The 17,592-nt window shown below is 63.2% G+C and carries 15 protein-coding genes; 10 read left to right on the top strand and 5 right to left on the bottom strand.

The genetic code is table 11. From position 1 onward, the window contains the following. Window positions 1-374: 374 nt before the first annotated feature. The 8 genes from F3W81_RS11935 to F3W81_RS11900 all read left to right on the top strand — a co-directional run bounded on the left by F3W81_RS11935 (window position 375) and on the right by F3W81_RS11900 (window position 8,507). Window positions 375-581 (top strand): hypothetical protein, encoded by a 207-nt coding sequence (locus F3W81_RS11935; protein WP_193079387.1) that lies wholly within the window; start codon window positions 375-377, stop codon window positions 579-581. 155 nt (window positions 582-736) lie between these two features. Then, on the top strand, window positions 737-2,737 hold the full coding sequence (locus F3W81_RS11930; RefSeq protein ID WP_193079386.1) for an acetyl-CoA carboxylase biotin carboxylase subunit: 2,001 nt from the start codon (window positions 737-739) through the stop codon (window positions 2,735-2,737). Window positions 2,738-2,819: 82 nt separating this feature from the next. Continuing rightward, window positions 2,820-4,949: a methylmalonyl-CoA mutase gene (gene scpA, locus F3W81_RS11925; protein WP_193079385.1), complete on the top strand. Its 2,130-nt coding sequence runs from the start codon at window positions 2,820-2,822 to the stop codon at window positions 4,947-4,949. A gap of 103 nt (window positions 4,950-5,052) precedes the next feature. After that, window positions 5,053-5,547 (top strand): GNAT family N-acetyltransferase, encoded by a 495-nt coding sequence (locus tag F3W81_RS11920; RefSeq protein WP_407692480.1) that lies wholly within the window; start codon window positions 5,053-5,055, stop codon window positions 5,545-5,547. A 14-nt stretch (window positions 5,548-5,561) separates the two neighbouring features. Next, complete coding sequence (locus tag F3W81_RS11915) at window positions 5,562-6,356, top strand: glycosyltransferase family 25 protein (RefSeq protein WP_193079383.1); 795 nt, start codon at window positions 5,562-5,564, stop codon at window positions 6,354-6,356. A 47-nt stretch (window positions 6,357-6,403) separates the two neighbouring features. After that, window positions 6,404-7,084, top strand: coding sequence for a molecular chaperone DjiA (locus tag F3W81_RS11910; protein ID WP_193079382.1), 681 nt, complete (start codon window positions 6,404-6,406; stop codon window positions 7,082-7,084). Between the two features lie 14 nt (window positions 7,085-7,098). Then, entirely contained in the window at window positions 7,099-8,106 is a 1,008-nt protein-coding gene (locus F3W81_RS11905; RefSeq protein WP_193079381.1) for an endonuclease/exonuclease/phosphatase family protein, read from the top strand. Between the two features lie 41 nt (window positions 8,107-8,147). Further along, window positions 8,148-8,507, top strand: coding sequence for a DUF2059 domain-containing protein (locus F3W81_RS11900; protein ID WP_193079380.1), 360 nt, complete (start codon window positions 8,148-8,150; stop codon window positions 8,505-8,507). A 3-nt stretch (window positions 8,508-8,510) separates the two neighbouring features. On the opposite strand, the gene F3W81_RS11895 is transcribed toward F3W81_RS11900, so the two are convergent. The 4 genes from F3W81_RS11895 to F3W81_RS11880 form a co-directional block, all read right to left on the bottom strand. Next, complete coding sequence (locus tag F3W81_RS11895) at window positions 8,511-10,064, bottom strand: Ppx/GppA family phosphatase (protein WP_193079379.1); 1,554 nt, start codon at window positions 10,062-10,064, stop codon at window positions 8,511-8,513. Between the two features lie 54 nt (window positions 10,065-10,118). Continuing rightward, window positions 10,119-12,299 (bottom strand): RNA degradosome polyphosphate kinase, encoded by a 2,181-nt coding sequence (locus F3W81_RS11890; RefSeq protein ID WP_193079378.1) that lies wholly within the window; start codon window positions 12,297-12,299, stop codon window positions 10,119-10,121. A gap of 81 nt (window positions 12,300-12,380) precedes the next feature. Next, window positions 12,381-13,079, bottom strand: coding sequence for a P-loop NTPase family protein (locus F3W81_RS11885; RefSeq protein WP_193079377.1), 699 nt, complete (start codon window positions 13,077-13,079; stop codon window positions 12,381-12,383). A 4-nt stretch (window positions 13,080-13,083) separates the two neighbouring features. Continuing rightward, window positions 13,084-14,169, bottom strand: coding sequence for an AI-2E family transporter (locus tag F3W81_RS11880; protein WP_193079376.1), 1,086 nt, complete (start codon window positions 14,167-14,169; stop codon window positions 13,084-13,086). Window positions 14,170-14,342: 173 nt separating this feature from the next. Between F3W81_RS11880 and proS the strand changes: the two genes are divergently transcribed. Together proS and F3W81_RS11870 are read left to right on the top strand one after the other, a co-directional pair. After that, window positions 14,343-15,680, top strand: a complete 1,338-nt coding sequence (proS, locus tag F3W81_RS11875) for a proline--tRNA ligase (RefSeq protein ID WP_193079375.1) — start codon at window positions 14,343-14,345, stop codon at window positions 15,678-15,680. Window positions 15,681-15,911: 231 nt separating this feature from the next. Further along, window positions 15,912-16,601, top strand: coding sequence for a DUF2937 family protein (locus F3W81_RS11870; RefSeq protein WP_193079374.1), 690 nt, complete (start codon window positions 15,912-15,914; stop codon window positions 16,599-16,601). Between the two features lie 16 nt (window positions 16,602-16,617). Here the strand turns inward: F3W81_RS11870 and F3W81_RS11865 are convergent, their stop codons facing one another. Further along, a complete protein-coding gene (locus F3W81_RS11865; protein ID WP_193079373.1) occupies window positions 16,618-17,547 on the bottom strand; it encodes a 2-hydroxyacid dehydrogenase in 930 nt (309 codons plus the stop codon). Window positions 17,548-17,592 lie beyond the last annotated feature (45 nt).

Genomic DNA, 17,592 nt, shown 5'->3' with positions numbered 1-17,592 from the left:
TGCTTTGCCTTGCTGTCTGATAGGCGCAGCATAAACCCTGCTGCGCTTGGCCTTAGTTCTGCTAGGCGCGGTGTGTGTTACCACACCTACCCTTCCCCTATCGGGCGGCCCGGCATCCCCATTCCAAGGCCGCCCGCTTTTTCCCAGTTTCTGTCGTGTCGTCGGATCCGGGGCGTGTCGCGTAGACCCGTTAGTGCATCACCCTTTCCGCGACTGTCTGAACCCGCGCACCCCCGCGAGGTCCGGCTTGCGGCACAGTCACCTTTGGGCGACTTCCTGCCGGTCGCGCAATCTCTTTGCGTCAAGCGGATGGAACTGTCGCACGCGGCATGCGTTAGCTTGGTCAGTAGCGATCAACAAAAAGGAAGTATGTCATGTTCAGCAAGAAATGGATCTCTGTCGGCCTCGTCTGTGCAGCACTCGCAGGCTGCGGTCAGTCGTTGGGTGAGCAAGCCCTGGTTGGCGGCGCGGTTGGCGTCGGCGGCGCAGCGGTCACTGGCGGCAGCGTTGGTACCGGCGCTCTGGTCGGCGCGGCAGCGAACGTGGCATACTGCCAGACCAACAAGCGCGCTTGCAAATAATCGTCTGACGCGTTTTTGCGCGACCGGTCTTTTCGGACGCGCCATTGATGATACCACCCCTCGCAGCGGTTCACCCGCAGCGGGGGTTTTTTTGTGCCTGACACCTGCATTGCGCAGGCCAAGGGCGCCTGTGACATCCGGGAAGAGGGGCACGAATGTTCAATAAGATCCTGATCGCGAACCGGGGAGAGATCGCCTGCCGGGTCATCAAGACGGCCCGCAAGATGGGAATTGCGACCGTCGCCATCTATTCCGATGCGGACCGCAATGCGCTGCATGTGAAAATGGCGGATGAGGCGGTGCATATCGGCCCGGCCCCCGCCAACCAGTCCTACATCGTGATAGACAAGGTGATGGCGGCAATCCGGTCCTCGGGGGCGCAGGCCGTGCATCCGGGCTATGGCTTCCTGTCCGAGAACCCCAGATTCGCCGAGGCTCTGGAGGCCGAGGGCGTCGCCTTTGTCGGCCCGCCCGTTGGCGCGATCGAAAAGATGGGCGACAAGATCACCTCGAAGAAGATCGCGCAGGAGGCTGGGGTCAGCACAGTACCCGGCTACATGGGCCTGATCGAGGATGCCGAGGAAGCCGTGAAGATCTCCGGTGAGGTCGGCTATCCGGTGATGATCAAGGCCAGTGCAGGCGGTGGTGGCAAGGGCATGCGGATCGCCTGGAATGACGACGAGGCGCGCGAGGGCTTTCAGTCCTCCAAGAACGAAGCCGCGAACTCCTTCGGCGATGACCGCATCTTCATCGAGAAATTCGTGACGCAGCCGCGTCATATCGAGATCCAGGTGCTCTGCGATGCCCATGGTAACGGGGTGTATCTGGGCGAGCGGGAATGCTCGATCCAGCGTCGCAACCAGAAGGTCGTCGAAGAGGCTCCGAGCCCGTTTCTGGACGAGGCGACCCGTCGCGCCATGGGCGAACAGGCGGTCGCGCTGGCCAAGGCCGTCGGCTATGCCAGTGCGGGGACGGTGGAATTCATCGTCGACGGCGAGAAGAATTTCTTCTTTCTTGAGATGAACACCCGTCTGCAGGTCGAACACCCTGTGACCGAGCTGATTACCGGCATCGACCTTGTCGAGCAGATGATCCGCGTCGCCAATGGCGAACCGCTGACCATCACCCAAGACGATGTGAAGCTGACCGGCTGGGCTATTGAGAACCGTCTCTACGCCGAAGATCCCTATCGCGGGTTCCTGCCCTCGATCGGTCGTCTGACCCGCTATCGCCCGCCTGCCGAGGTCGCGGATGCCGAGCATGTCGTGCGCAACGATACCGGCGTCTTTGAGGGCGGCGAGATCAGCATGTACTATGACCCGATGATCGCCAAGCTCTGCACCTGGGCGCCGACGCGGGACGCCGCGATTGAGGCGATGCGGATCGCGCTCGACAGTTTCGAGGTCGAGGGGATCGGGCACAACCTGCCGTTCCTCTCCGCTGTGATGGACCACCCGAAGTTCACGAGCGGCACCATGACGACCGCCTTCATCGCCGAAGAATGGCCGGAGGGGTTCGAGGGTGTGACGCTGCCCGGTGCCACTCTGCGGCGCATCGCGGCCAGTTGCGCGGCGATGCACCGAGTGGCCGAAATCCGGCGGGCGCGGATTTCGGGCCGCATGGACAACCATGAACGCAAGGTGGGTGACGCCTGGGTCGTGAACCTGCAGGGCGAACACTTTGAGGTGACGGTGCAGGCCGATACGGGCGGCGCGACGATCCTGTTCGCCGATGGCTCGTCTCACCGGGTTGAGGGGGACTGGACCCCAGGGCAGACGCTGGCCAAGATGACCGTCGATGGCGACCTGCTGGTGCTGAAGGTCGGCAAGATCTCGGGCGGGTTCCGCATTCGCAGTCGCGGGGCCGACCTGAAGGTGCACGTCCGCAACCCGCGTCAGGCGGAACTGGCCGAGCTGATGCCCGAGAAGGTCGCGCCGGATACCTCGAAGCTGCTGCTCTGCCCGATGCCGGGTCTGGTCGTGAAACTGAATGTCGAAGAGGGGCAGGAGGTTCATGAGGGGCAGGCGCTCTGCACCATCGAGGCGATGAAGATGGAAAACATCCTGCGCGCCGAGAAGAAGGGTGTCGTCAGCAAGATCAACGCCGCCGCGGGCGACAGCCTGGCGGTGGACGAAGTGATCATGGAATTCGAATAGAGCCGATCTGCCGCCCCTGCGATGGGGCGTCAATCGACAGGGAAAGATCGCCCGGACAGCTCCGGGACAGGAGGAGACAGCCATGACTTCGAAGACGGACGCTTGGGCAAAACTCGCCGAAAAGGAACTTCGCGGGCGCCCGTTGGAAGATCTGACCTGGCAGACGCTGGAGGAGATCCCGGTCAAGCCGGTCTACAGTGCCGAGGACACCGCTAATCTGCCGCACATGGGCTCGATGCCTGGCTTCGCGCCGTTCACGCGCGGGGTAAAGGCGACGATGTACGCAGGACGCCCCTGGACGATCCGCCAGTACGCCGGGTTTTCCACTGCCGAGGACAGCAACGCCTTCTATCGCCGCAACCTCGCCGCCGGTCAGCAGGGCGTGTCGGTCGCCTTCGATCTGGCGACGCATCGGGGTTATGACAGTGACCATCCGCGCGTTGAAGGCGATGTCGGCAAGGCCGGTGTGGCGATTGATTCCGTTGAGGATATGAAGATCCTGTTCGACGGCATCCCGCTGGATCAGGTCTCTGTCTCGATGACGATGAACGGCGCGGTGATCCCCGTGCTGGCCAGCTTCATCGTCACGGGAGAGGAACAGGGGCACGACAAATCCCTGCTCTCGGGCACCATTCAGAACGACATTCTGAAAGAGTTCATGGTGCGTAACACCTATATCTATCCGCCCGAACCCAGCATGCGCATCATCTCGGACATCATTGAATACACCTCGAACGAGATGCCGAAGTTCAACTCGATCTCGATCTCTGGCTACCACATGCAGGAGGCCGGCGCGAACCTGGTGCAGGAGCTGGCCTATACGCTGGCGGATGGTCGGGAGTACGTGAAGGCCGCTATCGAGGCTGGGATGGATGTCGACAAGTTCGCCGGGCGGCTGTCGTTTTTCTTCGCCATCGGCATGAACTTCTTCATGGAAATCGCCAAGTTGCGTGCCGCGCGCACCCTCTGGCACCGCGTGATGACCGAGTTTGGGGCGCAGAATGAACGCTCCAAGATGCTGCGCACGCATTGCCAAACCTCGGGCGTCAGCTTGCAGGAACAGGACCCCTATAACAATGTCATCCGCACCGCCTATGAGGCGATGAGCGCAGTTCTGGGCGGCACGCAGTCCCTGCACACCAATGCGCTGGACGAGGCGATTGCCCTGCCCACCGATTTCAGCGCCCGCATCGCCCGCAACACCCAACTGGTGCTGCAGGAGGAAACCGGCGTCACCAATGTCGTCGACCCGCTGGCGGGGTCTTACTACGTCGAGAGCCTGACCAACGAGCTGATCGAAAAGGCTTGGGCTTTGATGACCGAGGTTGAGGAGATGGGGGGCATGACCAAAGCCGTCGCCTCCGGCATGCCGAAACTCAGGATCGAGGAGAGCGCTGCCAAACGGCAGGCGCTGATCGACCGCGGGCAGGACGTGATCGTCGGCGTCAACAAGTACCGCAAGGACAAGGAAGACCCGATCGACATCCTCGACGTCGATAACGTGGCGGTCCGTCTCAGCCAGATCGCGCGGCTGAAGACGATCCGCGAGACACGGGACGAGGCTGCCTGTCAGGCCGCGCTGGACGAGGTGACCCGGCGCACCACCGAAGGCGGCAACCTGCTGGAAGCGGCGGTTGAGGCTGCGCGGGCGCGTGCCACGGTCGGAGAGATCAGCATGGCGATGGAAAAGGAATTCGGCCGCCACCGCGCTGAGGTCAAGACGCTCGCCGGGGTTTACGGCGCGGCCTATGCGGGTGACGAAGGCTTTGCTGCCATTCAGAAATCGGTTGAGGATTTCGCCGAGGAGGAAGGCCGACGTCCACGTATGCTGGTGGTCAAGATGGGGCAGGACGGCCATGATCGTGGCGCCAAGGTCATTGCGACGGCCTTTGCTGATATCGGCTTTGACGTCGATGTCGGGCCGCTGTTCCAGACCCCGGACGAGGCCGCGCAGGATGCCATCGACAACGATGTGCATGTCGTCGGCATCTCGTCACAGGCGGCTGGCCACAAGACGCTGGCGCCGCTGCTGATCGAGGCGCTGAAGGCGCGCGATGCCGGCGATATCATCGTGATCTGCGGCGGCGTGATCCCGCAGCAGGATTACGAGTTTCTGCGCAAAGCGGGCGTGAAGGCGATCTTCGGGCCGGGCACCAATATCCCCTCCGCGGCGCAGGACATCCTGAAACTGATCCGCGCGACCCGTAGCTGAGCATCCAGCCCGCTGCATGGCCAGCATGCAGCGGGCCGGTCTTGCCATTTCCGCCCGCTCGGGGAAGATTGCGCGAAACACCCCGGCGGAGCCTGACATGAGCCTGACCATCCGCGCCATCACCCCGCGCGACTATCCCCGTGTGCTGGAAATCTGGCGCCCGATCTACCGTGAAACGACGGCCACTTTCGCCTCGGAAGAAAAGACCGAAACCACCCTGCCGATTTATATCGAGAGCCGTCGCGCGGCAGGGCGCGAGACCTTCGTCGCAGAACTGGACGGCGAACTGCTCGGCTTTGCCTCCTACGATCAGTTCCGCGGCGGCGACGGCTATGTTCACGCGATGGAGCACACGATCATCCTGGCGCCCGAGGGGCGGGGGCGTGGCGCCGGACGCGCGCTGATGAACGCTGTCGAGGATCACGCCCGCGCCGCCGGGGCGCATGTCATGGTCGCGGGGGTTTCCGCCGAGAACACGGTTGGTGTCGCCTTTCACGCGGCAGTCGGCTATGTCGAGGTCGGTCGTATGCCGCAGGTCGGGCGCAAGTTCGGCCGCTGGCTGGATCTGGTGCTGATGCAGCGTATTCTCACACCCTGACCCGGGACCGAAAAATGCAAATACCCATCTATATTGTCAATCTGGATCGCCGGCAGGACCGGCTTGAGGCGCTTGGCGGGCAGCTCGATCAAATGGGTCTGACCTGGAACCGCGTCTCCGCTGTCGATGGCCATGCCGCGCCTGCGGGTCGTGTGCATCCGCGCATCGCCGACAGCAATCATATCATCCCGATGGGGCGCGGCAGTCAGGCGCGTGCGACAACGCTGCTGAACCTCTGCGAGACGATCCTGTCGCAACCCGGCAAACCAACCGATGGTGTTGTCATGCTGGAAGATGACGCCTACCTCGCGCAGGATTTTGCCGCATTTTGCCGCGATGACAGCTGGATTCCCGATGATTTCGGCCTCGTGCAGCTGGAAAAGCGGGTCGAGGGCAAGCCGAAGAAACTGCTCGGCGCGCCAGTTGCGACCCTGCCCGGGGCGGCGACACCGCGTCAGTTGCGCCGCCTGTACCTGCGCACCGGCGGCTCGGCTGCGTTCTACATCCGCCGCTCGGCGATGCAGAAAATCGTCGAGGGCGGGTTCGAGATCCGCTTTCCCACCGATCACCTGCTGTTTTCGCCCAATGTCTCGCCCGTGTTCGCCAAGATTGGCGTGGGCATGATGACACCGGGGCTGGCCGTGCAGAACCTCGCGCTCGATTCGGACATGAGCCGGGATCGTGGCAAGCATCGCACCCTCAAGGCCGAGCTGCGCCGCGCGGTGACCGAGGTGAACTGCCTGCCGCGTCAGCTTGCGCTGCTTGCCACAGGGCGGGCAAAGCTGATCGATCCGGAATTTGCCGAATGACAGAACCGCGTCACGACAGTCGCGTGCGGTCGCGCTAAGGTCACAGCATGTCGATCTGGTCCCGCATATCAGAAGCGCTTCAGGCGCTGGCCAAGGGAGAGGCGCTGTCCGCCGTCTTCGACCGTCTGCGCACGCCCCCGGAGCGCAGCGTTGCCTTCACGATTGCCGTCATCGCGCTTGGTGCCAAGATGGCCAAGGCGGATGGCGAGGTGACCCGAAACGAGGTGACGGCTTTTCGCGAGGTGTTCCATATCCCGCCGAGTGAGGAGGCCGGTGCCGCGCGCGTCTTCAACCTCGCCCGGCAGGACGTGGCTGGCTACGAGGAATATGCCTCTCGGATCGTGCATATGTTCGGTCCCGACAGCAATGTCTTCTGCGATCTGATGGAGGGGTTGTTCCACATCGCGGTGGCGGACGGGACCTATCACGACGCCGAGGATGCCTTCCTGTTGCGGGTGGGCGAGATTTTCGGGCTCAGCACGTCTCAGTTCCTGCGCCTGCGCGCGCGCTTTGTCCCTGAGGCCGATCGGGACCCCTTCGCGGTGCTGGGTCTTGAGCCGGGGACGAGCTATGAGGATGCGCGCGTGGCTTGGCGGCAGGCCGTGCGGGACAGTCACCCCGACCACATGATGGCCCGCGGCTTGCCGCAAGAAGCTGTTCTGATGGCTGAAAAGCGCATGGTCGACATCAACCGCGCCTGGGAAGAGATCCGCCGCATTCACGCCTGAGAGGCCTCTGCATCATGCGTTTCGCCAGCTATAACGTCGAGTGGTTCGATGCCCTGTTCGATGATGAGGGGCAGCTGTTGCGCGACGACACCTGGTCGCGCCGGCGCGATGTGACGCGGGCAGCGCAGATCGCGGCGCTTGGGCGCGTTTTTCAGACTCTCGATGCGGATGCGGTGATGGTGATCGAGGCGCCGGACACCGGCACGCGGCGCAGCACCGTGCGGGCGTTGGAGGGGTTTGCGCAGACCTTTGGTTTGCGCGCGCGTCGGGCGGTGATCGGGTTTGCCAACGACACCCAGCAGGAAATCGCTCTGATGTACGATCCGGATGTGCTGGAAGCGCAGCACGATCCGATGGGGGCTATCGAAGGCGTGCCGCGCTTTGACGGCATCTTTCACATCGATCTGGATGTCGATGCGCGTCAGGATCACATCACCTTTTCCAAGCCGCCGCTTGAGCTGGCCGTGCGCCTCGCCAATGGCCGCGCCCTGCGTCTGATCGGCGCGCATCTCAAATCCAAGGCCCCCTATGGCGCGACAACCCCGGATGAGGTGATGCGCCTGTCGATCGCGAACCGTCGCAAGCAATTGGCGCAGGCGATCTGGCTGCGCCAACGGATCGAGGGCCATCTGGCGGCAGGTGACAGTCTGATCCTGCTGGGCGATCTGAACGACGGACCGGGGCTGGACGAATACGAGAACCTGTTCGGCCGGTCTTCGGTTGAGATCCTGTTGGGCGAAACCTCCGGGCCGTGCCTGTTTGATCCCCATGTCGAACAGGCTCTGAGCCGCCGCTTCAGTGCCCCGCCCACCTCGGCAAGGTTCCATATCGCGCATGAGCAGAGGTATCTGCAGGCGCTGCTCGACTACGTCATGGTGTCACCCGATCTTGCGGCGCTTTCGCCCAGCTGGCGAATCTGGCACCCGTTTGATGATCCTGAATGCTGGCGCACCCCGGCTTTGCAGGCCGCCCTGCTAGAGGCGTCGGATCACTTCCCGGTGACGATGGACATCGTGCTGTGAGCGGGGTTTGAGATCGGACAGCGCAGGCCTATATCAAGGGGATGAAACGCATCCTGATTGCCCTCGCCCTGTCCGTCCCCCTTGCCCTGCCGCTGAGCGCCATGGCCGAGGAGACGACGCCGCCGACCTCAAAGATGCAGGACGGCCTGCGGCAGTTCTTTGAAGGGCTGTCGGATGGCGTGGGCGATCTGACCGACAAGACCGGCCCCGCCCTGCAGAACTTCCTGCAGCAGATGGGCCCAGCGTTTGAGGATATCCTGGGCGAGATCAAGGACTTCTCGAAGTACGAAGCGCCTCAGGTGTTGCCGAACGGCGATATACTGATCCGCCGCAAGGACGAAGCGCCTGAGTATATGCCGCCCGTGCCCGGTGAAAACCCCGACGGCTCCGTCGATCTCTAAGCCTCAGATCCGCGTCGTGCCGATCTTGAGCGCGGTTTCTGCATTCAGGGAATTGGCGAGCGATTTGAACCGCGCCTCCGCCACTTCGCCAAACAGTGGCCAGGCTTGCTCGGCCAGTTGCAGCTCCAGCACCTTTTTCTTGGGATACCAGTTCAGCTTGCCAATCTCGGCGTCGCGTTCCGGCCAGAGCATGGCCCCAAAACGCATTGCCTTGCCGAGGATTTCGGCTTGCAGCAGGTCTTCGGGGGGCAGCAGGCTGTAGAGGTTTTCGAACGGCGTGCCTTCGCGTTTGTTGCGATAGCGGTGCAGCAGGGCAAGGCCCAGAAACACCCGTTCAGAATGGTTCAGCCCGCCGAGGTTGGCGCGGGTGGAATTGTCGAAACAGACCTCCGCCCGGTAGTCGGGGTGCGCCCGCCAGGTGACGTCGTGCAACAGGCAGGCCGCCTTGACCAGACGTTTGCGCTCAGGCCGGGCGGAGCGGAACAGGGGCAGGATGAAATCGTACAGCGTGCGGCCAAACCCGGGCAGGCGCGCATCCTTCTGTTCTGCAAAGCGGCAGGATTCGATCAGCGGATCGCGGTCGCGCAGGGTCTGTGGCATTTGCTCGTAGAGCAGGCCTTCGCGGATGCCATAGGAGGAAATGGCGATGTCATGCGGTTTGAACTGACGCACCACCTCCAGCAGCACTTCCGAGGCGAGCGGCACGAGTGACATCCGCGACGACGACAGATTGCAGCGGCTGCGCAGGGCGTCGTTGTCTTCCTTGGCGATGAACTCGACCGTGGCGCGGACGGCCTTAGCGCTCATGCGGTATTCGTGCAGCACATGCAGGGGATATCCGCGCCGTTCCATGTCGATCCGCGCTATGGCCCGCCAGGACCCGCCGACCAGGAACAGACGGTTTCGGTCCATGCCGATCTGAGCGTGCAGTTTCTCGACCTCGGCGCGGATGTAGGCCTTGCGGCCCTTCTTACCGCCCTGCAGGTCCGCCAGCTTCAGCGGACCCAGCGGCGATGTCTCACGCTCGCCCACCTTGCCGTCTGCGATCCGCGCCAGCTCCATGGAGGAGCCACCGATATCGCAGATCAGACCGTAGGAGCCGGGCCAACCCAGCAAGACGCCCTGCGCAGACAGGCGGGCCTCTTCCTTGCCGTCGATGACGAAGAGCTTCAGGCCAGTCTGGCGCTGCACCTGTTCTGCAAAATCGCGGCCATCCTCGGCCTCACGCACGGCGGCGGTGGCAACGGCAGACAGAGGCGTTGCCCCCATGCCATGCGCCAACAGCTGAAAACGGTGGATCGCGGCGAGAGCGCGCTTGCGCCCCTCAGGGTTCAGGCGGCCGGTTTCGGACAGACCCGCGCCAAGACCACACATGATCTTTTCGTTGTAGAAATAGGCAGGGCTACGCGCCGCGCCGTCGAACACCACCATCCGCACGGAGTTCGACCCGACATCCACGACACCGACGCGCGACAGCGCCCGTGCCTGTGGATCATCGAAGAGAGGGCGGCCAAAAGGCCCCCAATCCGCGGAATTCTGCGGGGTATCTCCATCCATGATCGGCGACCCTTGGCTAAGTATTCGGTTTATGTGCATCCCGAAGGCCTCGGGTCAACCGGCTTGCGGATCATGGGTCAATCTCGGCACGTCTGATGCGCCCGCACTGCCACGCCCCGAAAGTGACGGATTTTCCATGAAGAACCTGTGGCAGTTGAACGCAACGGTGCCCTCGGGCACCTCGGCGCGCAGGAAATGACCATCCGGCTGCATGACCCAGCTTTGCGCCTGATCGTGCAGATTGGCGGCCATGATCTGGCGCACGATCTGATCTTTGACGGTCTGGGTCTTGCACTCCACCAGGGTTTCAACCCGGCGGCTGAGGTTGCGCCCCATCCAGTCCGCCGAGGAAAAGAACACCCGCGCGCCGTTTGAGGGCAACCCGTAACCATTGCCGAAACAGACGATGCGCGAATGCTCCAGGAACCGCCCGACGATGCTTTTGATGCGGATGTTGGGCGACAATCCTTTGATGCCGGGGCGCAGGCCGCAGATGCCGCGCACGACCAGATCGATCTTCACCCCGGCCTGACCTGCTGCGTAGAGCGCGTCGATGATATCCGGCTCGATGATCGAATTCATCTTGGCCCAGATCTGGGCGGGGCGACCGGCACGGGCGAAATCCGCCTCGGCGCCGATCATGCGGATCAGGTCCTTTTTCATCGACAGAGGTGAGATCGACAGGTTCTCAAGCCGCTCGGGCTGGGCGTAGCCGGAGAGATAGTTGAAGACCCGCGTGGCATCGCGCCCCAGCTCGGCATCGCAGGTGAAAAAGCTGAGGTCGGTATAGATGCGCGCGGTGATCGGGTGATAGTTGCCGGTGCCGAAGTGGCTGTAAGTGACGAGGTTATCGCCCTCGCGCCGCACGACCGAACTGATCTTGGCGTGGGTCTTCCAGTCGACAAAGCCATAGACGACATGCGCGCCAGCCCGTTCAAGCCGCCGGGATTGCTGGATATTCGCGGCCTCGTCGAAACGCGCCTTGAGCTCGACCAGAGCGGTGACGGACTTGCCCTCTTCCGCCGCTTCACACAGCGCCTCGACGATGGGGGAGTTCTTGGAGGTCCGGTAGAGCGTCTGCTTGATCGCCACCACATCGGGATCGCGCGCGGCCTGTTGCAGGAACCGCACGACCATATCGAAGGTCTCGTAGGGGTGATGCAGCAGCATGTCCTTCTGGCGGATCGCGGCGAACAAATCACCCTCATGGTCCTGCACCCGTTCGGGGATGCGCGGCACGAAGCGCGGCCAGAGCAGATCCGGGCGGTTGTCGAGCACCAGTTCCGACAGAGCCGAGATGCCGATCAGCCCGTCGACCTCGATCACCTCGTCGCCCTCGACGCGCAACTCGCGCATGATCACCGATTTCAGGTGCGCCGGAGCGCCGGAAGAGATCTTGAGGCGCACGACCTCTCCACGGCGGCGGCGTTTCAGGGCAGTCTCGAATTCGCGGACCAGATCTTCGGCCTCTTCCTCGACCTCCAGATCGCTGTCGCGCAAAACCCGGAAGGTACAGGAGCCGGTGTCGCGATAACCGGGGAACAGGCGCTCCAAGTGCACCATCACCAGCTCTTCCAGCGGCAGAAAACGGCTCTGGCCATCGGCTGAGGGCAGCGGCACGAAGCGATCGATCTGATGCGGGATGGGAAGCAGCGCCTGCAGAGGGCGGCGGTCGCGGCGACGCTCCAGCTGCAGAGCCAGCGAAAAGCCAAGGTTGGGGATGAAGGGAAAAGGGTGCGCCGGGTCAATGGCCAGCGGCGAAAGCACCGGAAAGACCTTGTGCAGGAAGACGTCGCCCAGATAGTCGCGGTCGTCATCGGTCAGATCGTCCCGCGACAGGATGGCGATCCCGGCGTCCTGCATCAGGCGGCGCAGATCCCCCAGCACGGTCTGCTGGTGGGCCATCAGCTGGCGGGCGTCTTCGTTGATGCGGACCAACTGCTCGGCGGGGCTGAGGCCATCGGCGGCGGGCTTGGTCTTGCCCGCCTTCGCCAGCTCGCGCAGGCCGGCAACGCGGACGGTGTAAAACTCATCCAGGTTTGTGGCGCTGATGGAGAGAAAGCGCAGCCGCTCCAGCAAGGGAACAGCGGTGTTTTCAGCCTCTTCCAGCACGCGCCAGTTGAAGCCGAGCCAGCTAAGCTCTCGGTTGTAGAAACGCGACGGACCGGCGGGATCGATATCCGGCAGGTCGACGGGCGACGGGACGGGGGAGTTCAGGAAATCTGCGTCAATCATGTCGCCTGCTTGCCGGAAGTTCGTAACAGTTTTACGGAGTTATGCCGAAATCGGCGCGGTAAGTTGTTCTACGACACCACCTTACCGCCGGGAGCTTTCTTGTTCCAGCCATTCAAGGACGCGGGCCGCCATGGACCGTGTGACGGGGCGCTTTTCCGCAAGCGATTGCGCATCGAGTGCCGCAGCGATGCGTCGGGCGGCACTGAAGGAACGCTCAATCCGGGGCAGCAGGAAGGGGATGACGTCGGGGTTCGGCATGATCTGGTGGTCGGTGAAGAACTTGATCAGAAGCCCGCCGAGCAGCGCATCATCCGGCGCGTCGATCATCACGGTGGGGCAGGCCTGCATCCGGCTGGCCAGATCGGCAATCACCAGCGGCCAGCGCGACGGCGCGGTGCGCGAGGTGACCAGCAGGGTGTTGCCCTCGGCCAGTGTGAGGTTGTGCAGGTGAAACAGAGCCTCTTCCGCTTCGCGATCCCCGGCGATCAGGGCAATGTCCTCAACCGCGACGGGGCCATGCGACAGTGCCGGGATATCCGCCGAAGCCAGATCGACCGAGGCGAGGATGCTGGCCCCACTCGCGGCAGCCCAGATGCGGGTCAGATGTGTCTTGCCGGCACCACCGGGGCCGACCAGCGCCAGTTTGCGCGCATTCCACCCCTGAGGCCAACTCTCCAACATGGCGAAGGCGACCTCATTGCCCGGGCCGACGATGAAATCGTCGCGGCCCATGGCGGCCTCCGCTGGCTGCAAGGGCAGGCTTCTCTGGCGATCCTTCATCCCGTTATTCCGGATCGCTGACCGAGGTCGGCGGCGTCAGGCTGGTGCCCTTGTAGAGGCTGCTTTGTCGGTAGCGCGCGACCATGAAGCGGGCGACGACGCCAATGGCGGCCGCGAGCGGCACGGCGGCCAGCATGCCCACGAACCCAAAGAGCGAGCCGAAGGCGGAGAGCGCGAAAATCAGCCAGACGGGGTGCAGACCGACAGAGCTGCCGACCAGCTTGGGCGTGAGGAAGTTGCCCTCAACCATCTGACCGATCACGAAAATCCCGGCGACGAGGCCGATGGACAGCCAGTCACCCCAGAACTGGAACAGTGCCAGCCCGATGGCCAGCGATCCGCCCACCACGGCCCCGACGTAGGGAATGAAGGTTATCAGCCCGGCGACCGCGCCGACCACCAGACCGAACTGCAACCCGACCAGCATCAGCGCAAGGGCATAGTAGGTGCCGAGGATCAGACAGACCGAGCCCATGCCTCGGATGAACCCGGCGAGCGTCTTGTCGATGTCGCGGGCAAGGTGACGGATGGTGGGGGCGTGATCGCGCGGCAGCAGGCTGTCGATCTCAGCCACCATATTGTCCCAGTCATAGAGCAGATAAAAGGCAACGACGGGCACGATGACGAACAGAACGACCATGTTCAGCAGCGTCCCGACCGAGGCAAGCGCGGTATTGAGGAACTCTCCGCCCTTGGACTGGATGGTTTCGCCGACGGCGATCAGGGATTTGCGCATGGTCGAATCCTGATCCTGCATCTGCGGGAAATGCTGGGTCAGGAAGGACTGCAGGTCCTGGAACAGTTTCGGCGCTGTGTCGAAAAGCTGAATGGCCTGGTTGATCAGCGTCGGAAGGACCAGCAGTGCGAGAAGTGCAAAAATGCATACCGCGCAAAGGGTTATGATCGCAGTGGCCAACCCTCGCGAGGCGCCGAGCCGCTCAATCCGGTCCGCGACAGGGTCGAGGAAATAGGCCACGGCACCGCCCAGAAGGAAGGGCATGATCACGCCGCCCAACCACCAAAGGGCCACGAAGAACACCACGGCTGCGATGATCCAGTATTTCAGCTGCTGGCGAACTGGCAGGGCCACGGGTCTGTCTCCTTCGTCTGTCACCCTATCTCACCTTGTGGCGTTGGGAATTCAAGCGCCAAGAGGGGGAGCTTTGTATCGTATTGGCAGGGGGTGCGCGTGGAATTGCCATTGCCGGTGCGCCCGCCATTTAATAGACCAAAGCCTGATGAGACCCTGAAAGGCCCGTTTACATGCGTCTGTCCCGCTATTTCCTGCCCGTTCTGAAGGAAACCCCCTCCGAGGCGCAGATTGTCAGCCACCGGCTGATGCTGCGTGCCGGTATGATCAAGCAATCCAGCGCCGGGATTTATTCCTGGCTGCCACTGGGCTTCAAGGTTCTCAAGAACATTGAGAAGATCGTGCACGAGGAGCAGGTGCGCGCGGGCCATATCCCGATGCTGATGCCGACTCTGCAATCGGCAGATTTGTGGAAGGAATCAGGACGTTACGATGCTTACGGTCCCGAGATGCTGCGCATTCGCGACCGTCAGGACCGGGACATGCTCTATGGTCCGACGAACGAGGAAATGATCACCGACATCTTCCGCTCGCGCGTCAGTTCCTACAAGGATCTGCCGCTGACGCTGTACCACATCCAGTGGAAATTCCGTGACGAGATCCGGCCGCGCTTTGGCGTGATGCGGGGGCGTGAGTTCCTGATGAAGGACGGCTATAACTTTGATCTGACGAAAGAAGATGCGCTGCACGCCTACAACCGCCACCTGGTGAGCTATCTGCGCACCTATGAGCGGATGGGTCTGCAGGCGATCCCGATGCGCGCGGATTCCGGCCCGATCGGGGGCGACGACACGCATGAATTCCTGGTTCTGGCGGACACGGGCGAGTCTGAGGTGTTCTATGACGCCGAGATCACCGATCTGAAATTCGGCAAGCGCGAGATCGATTATGATTCGGTCGAGGCCTGCCAGGCCGTGCTGGAAGAGTTCACCAGCCGCTATGCCCGCACCGACGAGACCCACGACGAAGCGCTCTTCAACGAGGTGCCGGAAGAGCGTCGCCGGGTGGCGCGCGGGATCGAGGTTGGCCAGATTTTCTATTTCGGAACAAAGTATTCCGATGCGATGAACGCCACTGTGCAGGGGCCAGATGGCAAGCCTGTTGCGGTGCATATGGGCAGCCACGGCATCGGTGTCAGCCGTCTGCTGGGCGCGATCATCGAGGCCAGCCACGACGACAAGGGCATCATCTGGCCGGAGGGTGTCACGCCGTTCCACGTCGGGATCGTCAACCTCAAGAGCGGCGACGCCGAGGCGGATGCGGCCTGCGAGGCGCTTTACGACAGCTTTACCAAGCTGGGTCTGGAGCCGCTTTATGATGACCGCAATGAGCGGGCGGGCGGCAAATTTGCCACGATGGATCTGATCGGTCTGCCCTGGCGGATCACTGTCGGGCCGCGCGGATTGAAAAACGGGATTGTCGAGCTGACCAGCCGGCGCACGGGCGAGAGCGAAGAGCTGCCCCCCGAAGAGGCTGTGGCAAAGGTTGCGGCGATCTACGCCAACCTTTGAGACTGCGCTTGGTGGCATCTGAGGATGCCTCCGGCGGGAATATGAAGCAAGAAGAAGAGGGGCGTCGGTCATCGGGGCCCCTTTTTATGTCGGCTGAAAACCGGGATTTGGGATGTCGGTATCCGGTCGGTATTCCGTCGGTAACTGAACGGTGCGATTTTCGCGGTTTGGGCGCGGCATTTGCGGCTGGCCGCGCCGCGCGCTAGGCTGGGAAGAAACAGGAGGCAGGGCATGTTTTTGCGCATGATTGTGCTGGCGGGCGGTGTCCTTGGCGCGGCGGGCTTGTCGCAATTTCCAGAATTCACCCAGCAGTACCGGCAGCGCCTTGCCGGGGCTGTGGATGAGCTGAGCGTCGTGACGGCGGATTTCGACGCTTCGGCGGCGGCAGAAGGTCTGAGCCGTGAGGCGGCGCTGGCGAGCATGGGGGCGGAGGGCTTTATCGGCCGTCGGCATCAGGACATGGCGCGGGCCTTTACCCGGCTCGAAGATCTGCGGGCGGATCTGGCGTTGCTGAGCACTGCCGGGGCGTTCGAGCGGGTCTATTACGCCAGCCACATGACCGACCGGGAGATCGCGCGGCGGGCGTTTGAGGACTTCGAGCCGGCGATGCCCGTGACCTTCGAGGGTGTGACGTTTGCCGGGGCCGGGTTTGTTCTGGGTGGGCTGTTGCTGGCGCTGGTGGCGGGGCTGCTGCGGGCTGTGGTCTGGCCGTTTCGCGGCAAGGCGCGCGCAAAGACCAGAAAACGGCGCAAAGCTGGCGGGCGGTCGGGGGCCAAAGCCGCGGGGCCGAGCCTGACGCGCAGTGCAGCCCCGGTTGAGACCTTTCCTAAAGTGGCGGGGCGGGCCGAGCCGCCGCTGCGCCGCTCGGCCCCGAAGGTGCGCCGGGGCGGTGTGGAGCCGCCGTTGCGGCGGCCCCAGTGAATTTCGCAGTAACCGCTCAGTAACCGCGCGCGCGATCGACGCGGAACAGGAAATCCTCGCCTGCTTCGCCGCGACGGATGTTTTCGGCAATGACCTCGGAGGCGGTGCTGGCGCGCGTCTCGGAGGCGATATGCGGGCAGACGGTGACGCGGGGGTGTGCCCAGAAGGGATGCGCGGCCGGCAGCGGTTCCGCGCGGAAGACATCCAGCGTGGCACGCGAGATCTGGCCGCTGTCGAGCGCTGCAATCAGAGCCTCGTCAACGATCAGCGGACCGCGACCGGGATTGAGGATCGTGGCACCCTTTGGCAGCTGCGCGAGGCGGGAGGCGTCGAGCAGGTCTGTCGTTTCCTCTGTCAGGGGCAGCAGCAGGACGAGGATCTGCGCGCTGGAGAGCGCCTGTTCCAGACCCTCGGTGCCGTGCAGACAGGTGATGCCGTCGATCTGTTTCTCGGTCCTGCTCCAGCCGGTGACGGGAAAGCCGAGCTGATGCAGGGCTTTGGCGCAGGCGCGCCCCAGTTCGCCGAGGCCGAGGATGGTGATGGGGCGGTCCTGGGCGAGGGGGGGGACCATCGGCTCCCACGAGCCCGACTGGCGGGCGAGGAAGTAGTCGATGTCGAGGTGGTGACGCAGGGTGTGGCCGGCGACCCATTCGACCATGCCCCGCTCCAACCCGTGATCGACCATGCGGCAGAGCGGCTGGGTCAGGGTGGTGTTGCCAACGATCGCCTCGACCCCGGCCCAGAGGTTCAGCACGGCTTTGGTGTTGGTATAGGGGGTGAAATCGGTCAACGCGGATTTCGGGGAATAGACGATGTAGTCGACCTTTTCGGGCGCGATGTCCTGACTGAGGTGGACCTGCAGACCGGCGGCGTCAAAGGCGCGGCGCAGCGGTGTTTCGTAGTCTGCCCAGGCGGGTGCGGTCGTGGCGTAGAGCACGTTGATCATGATATCCCCGAAAATCTGCGTGAGTTTCGGGCAGCGTAACAGGCT

This window comes from Pseudooceanicola spongiae, from assembly GCF_014899185.1.
In the GTDB taxonomy this organism is placed as follows: Bacteria; Pseudomonadota; Alphaproteobacteria; order Rhodobacterales; family Rhodobacteraceae; genus Pseudooceanicola; species Pseudooceanicola spongiae.
This window is presented reverse-complemented; position numbering and strand designations above follow the sequence as displayed.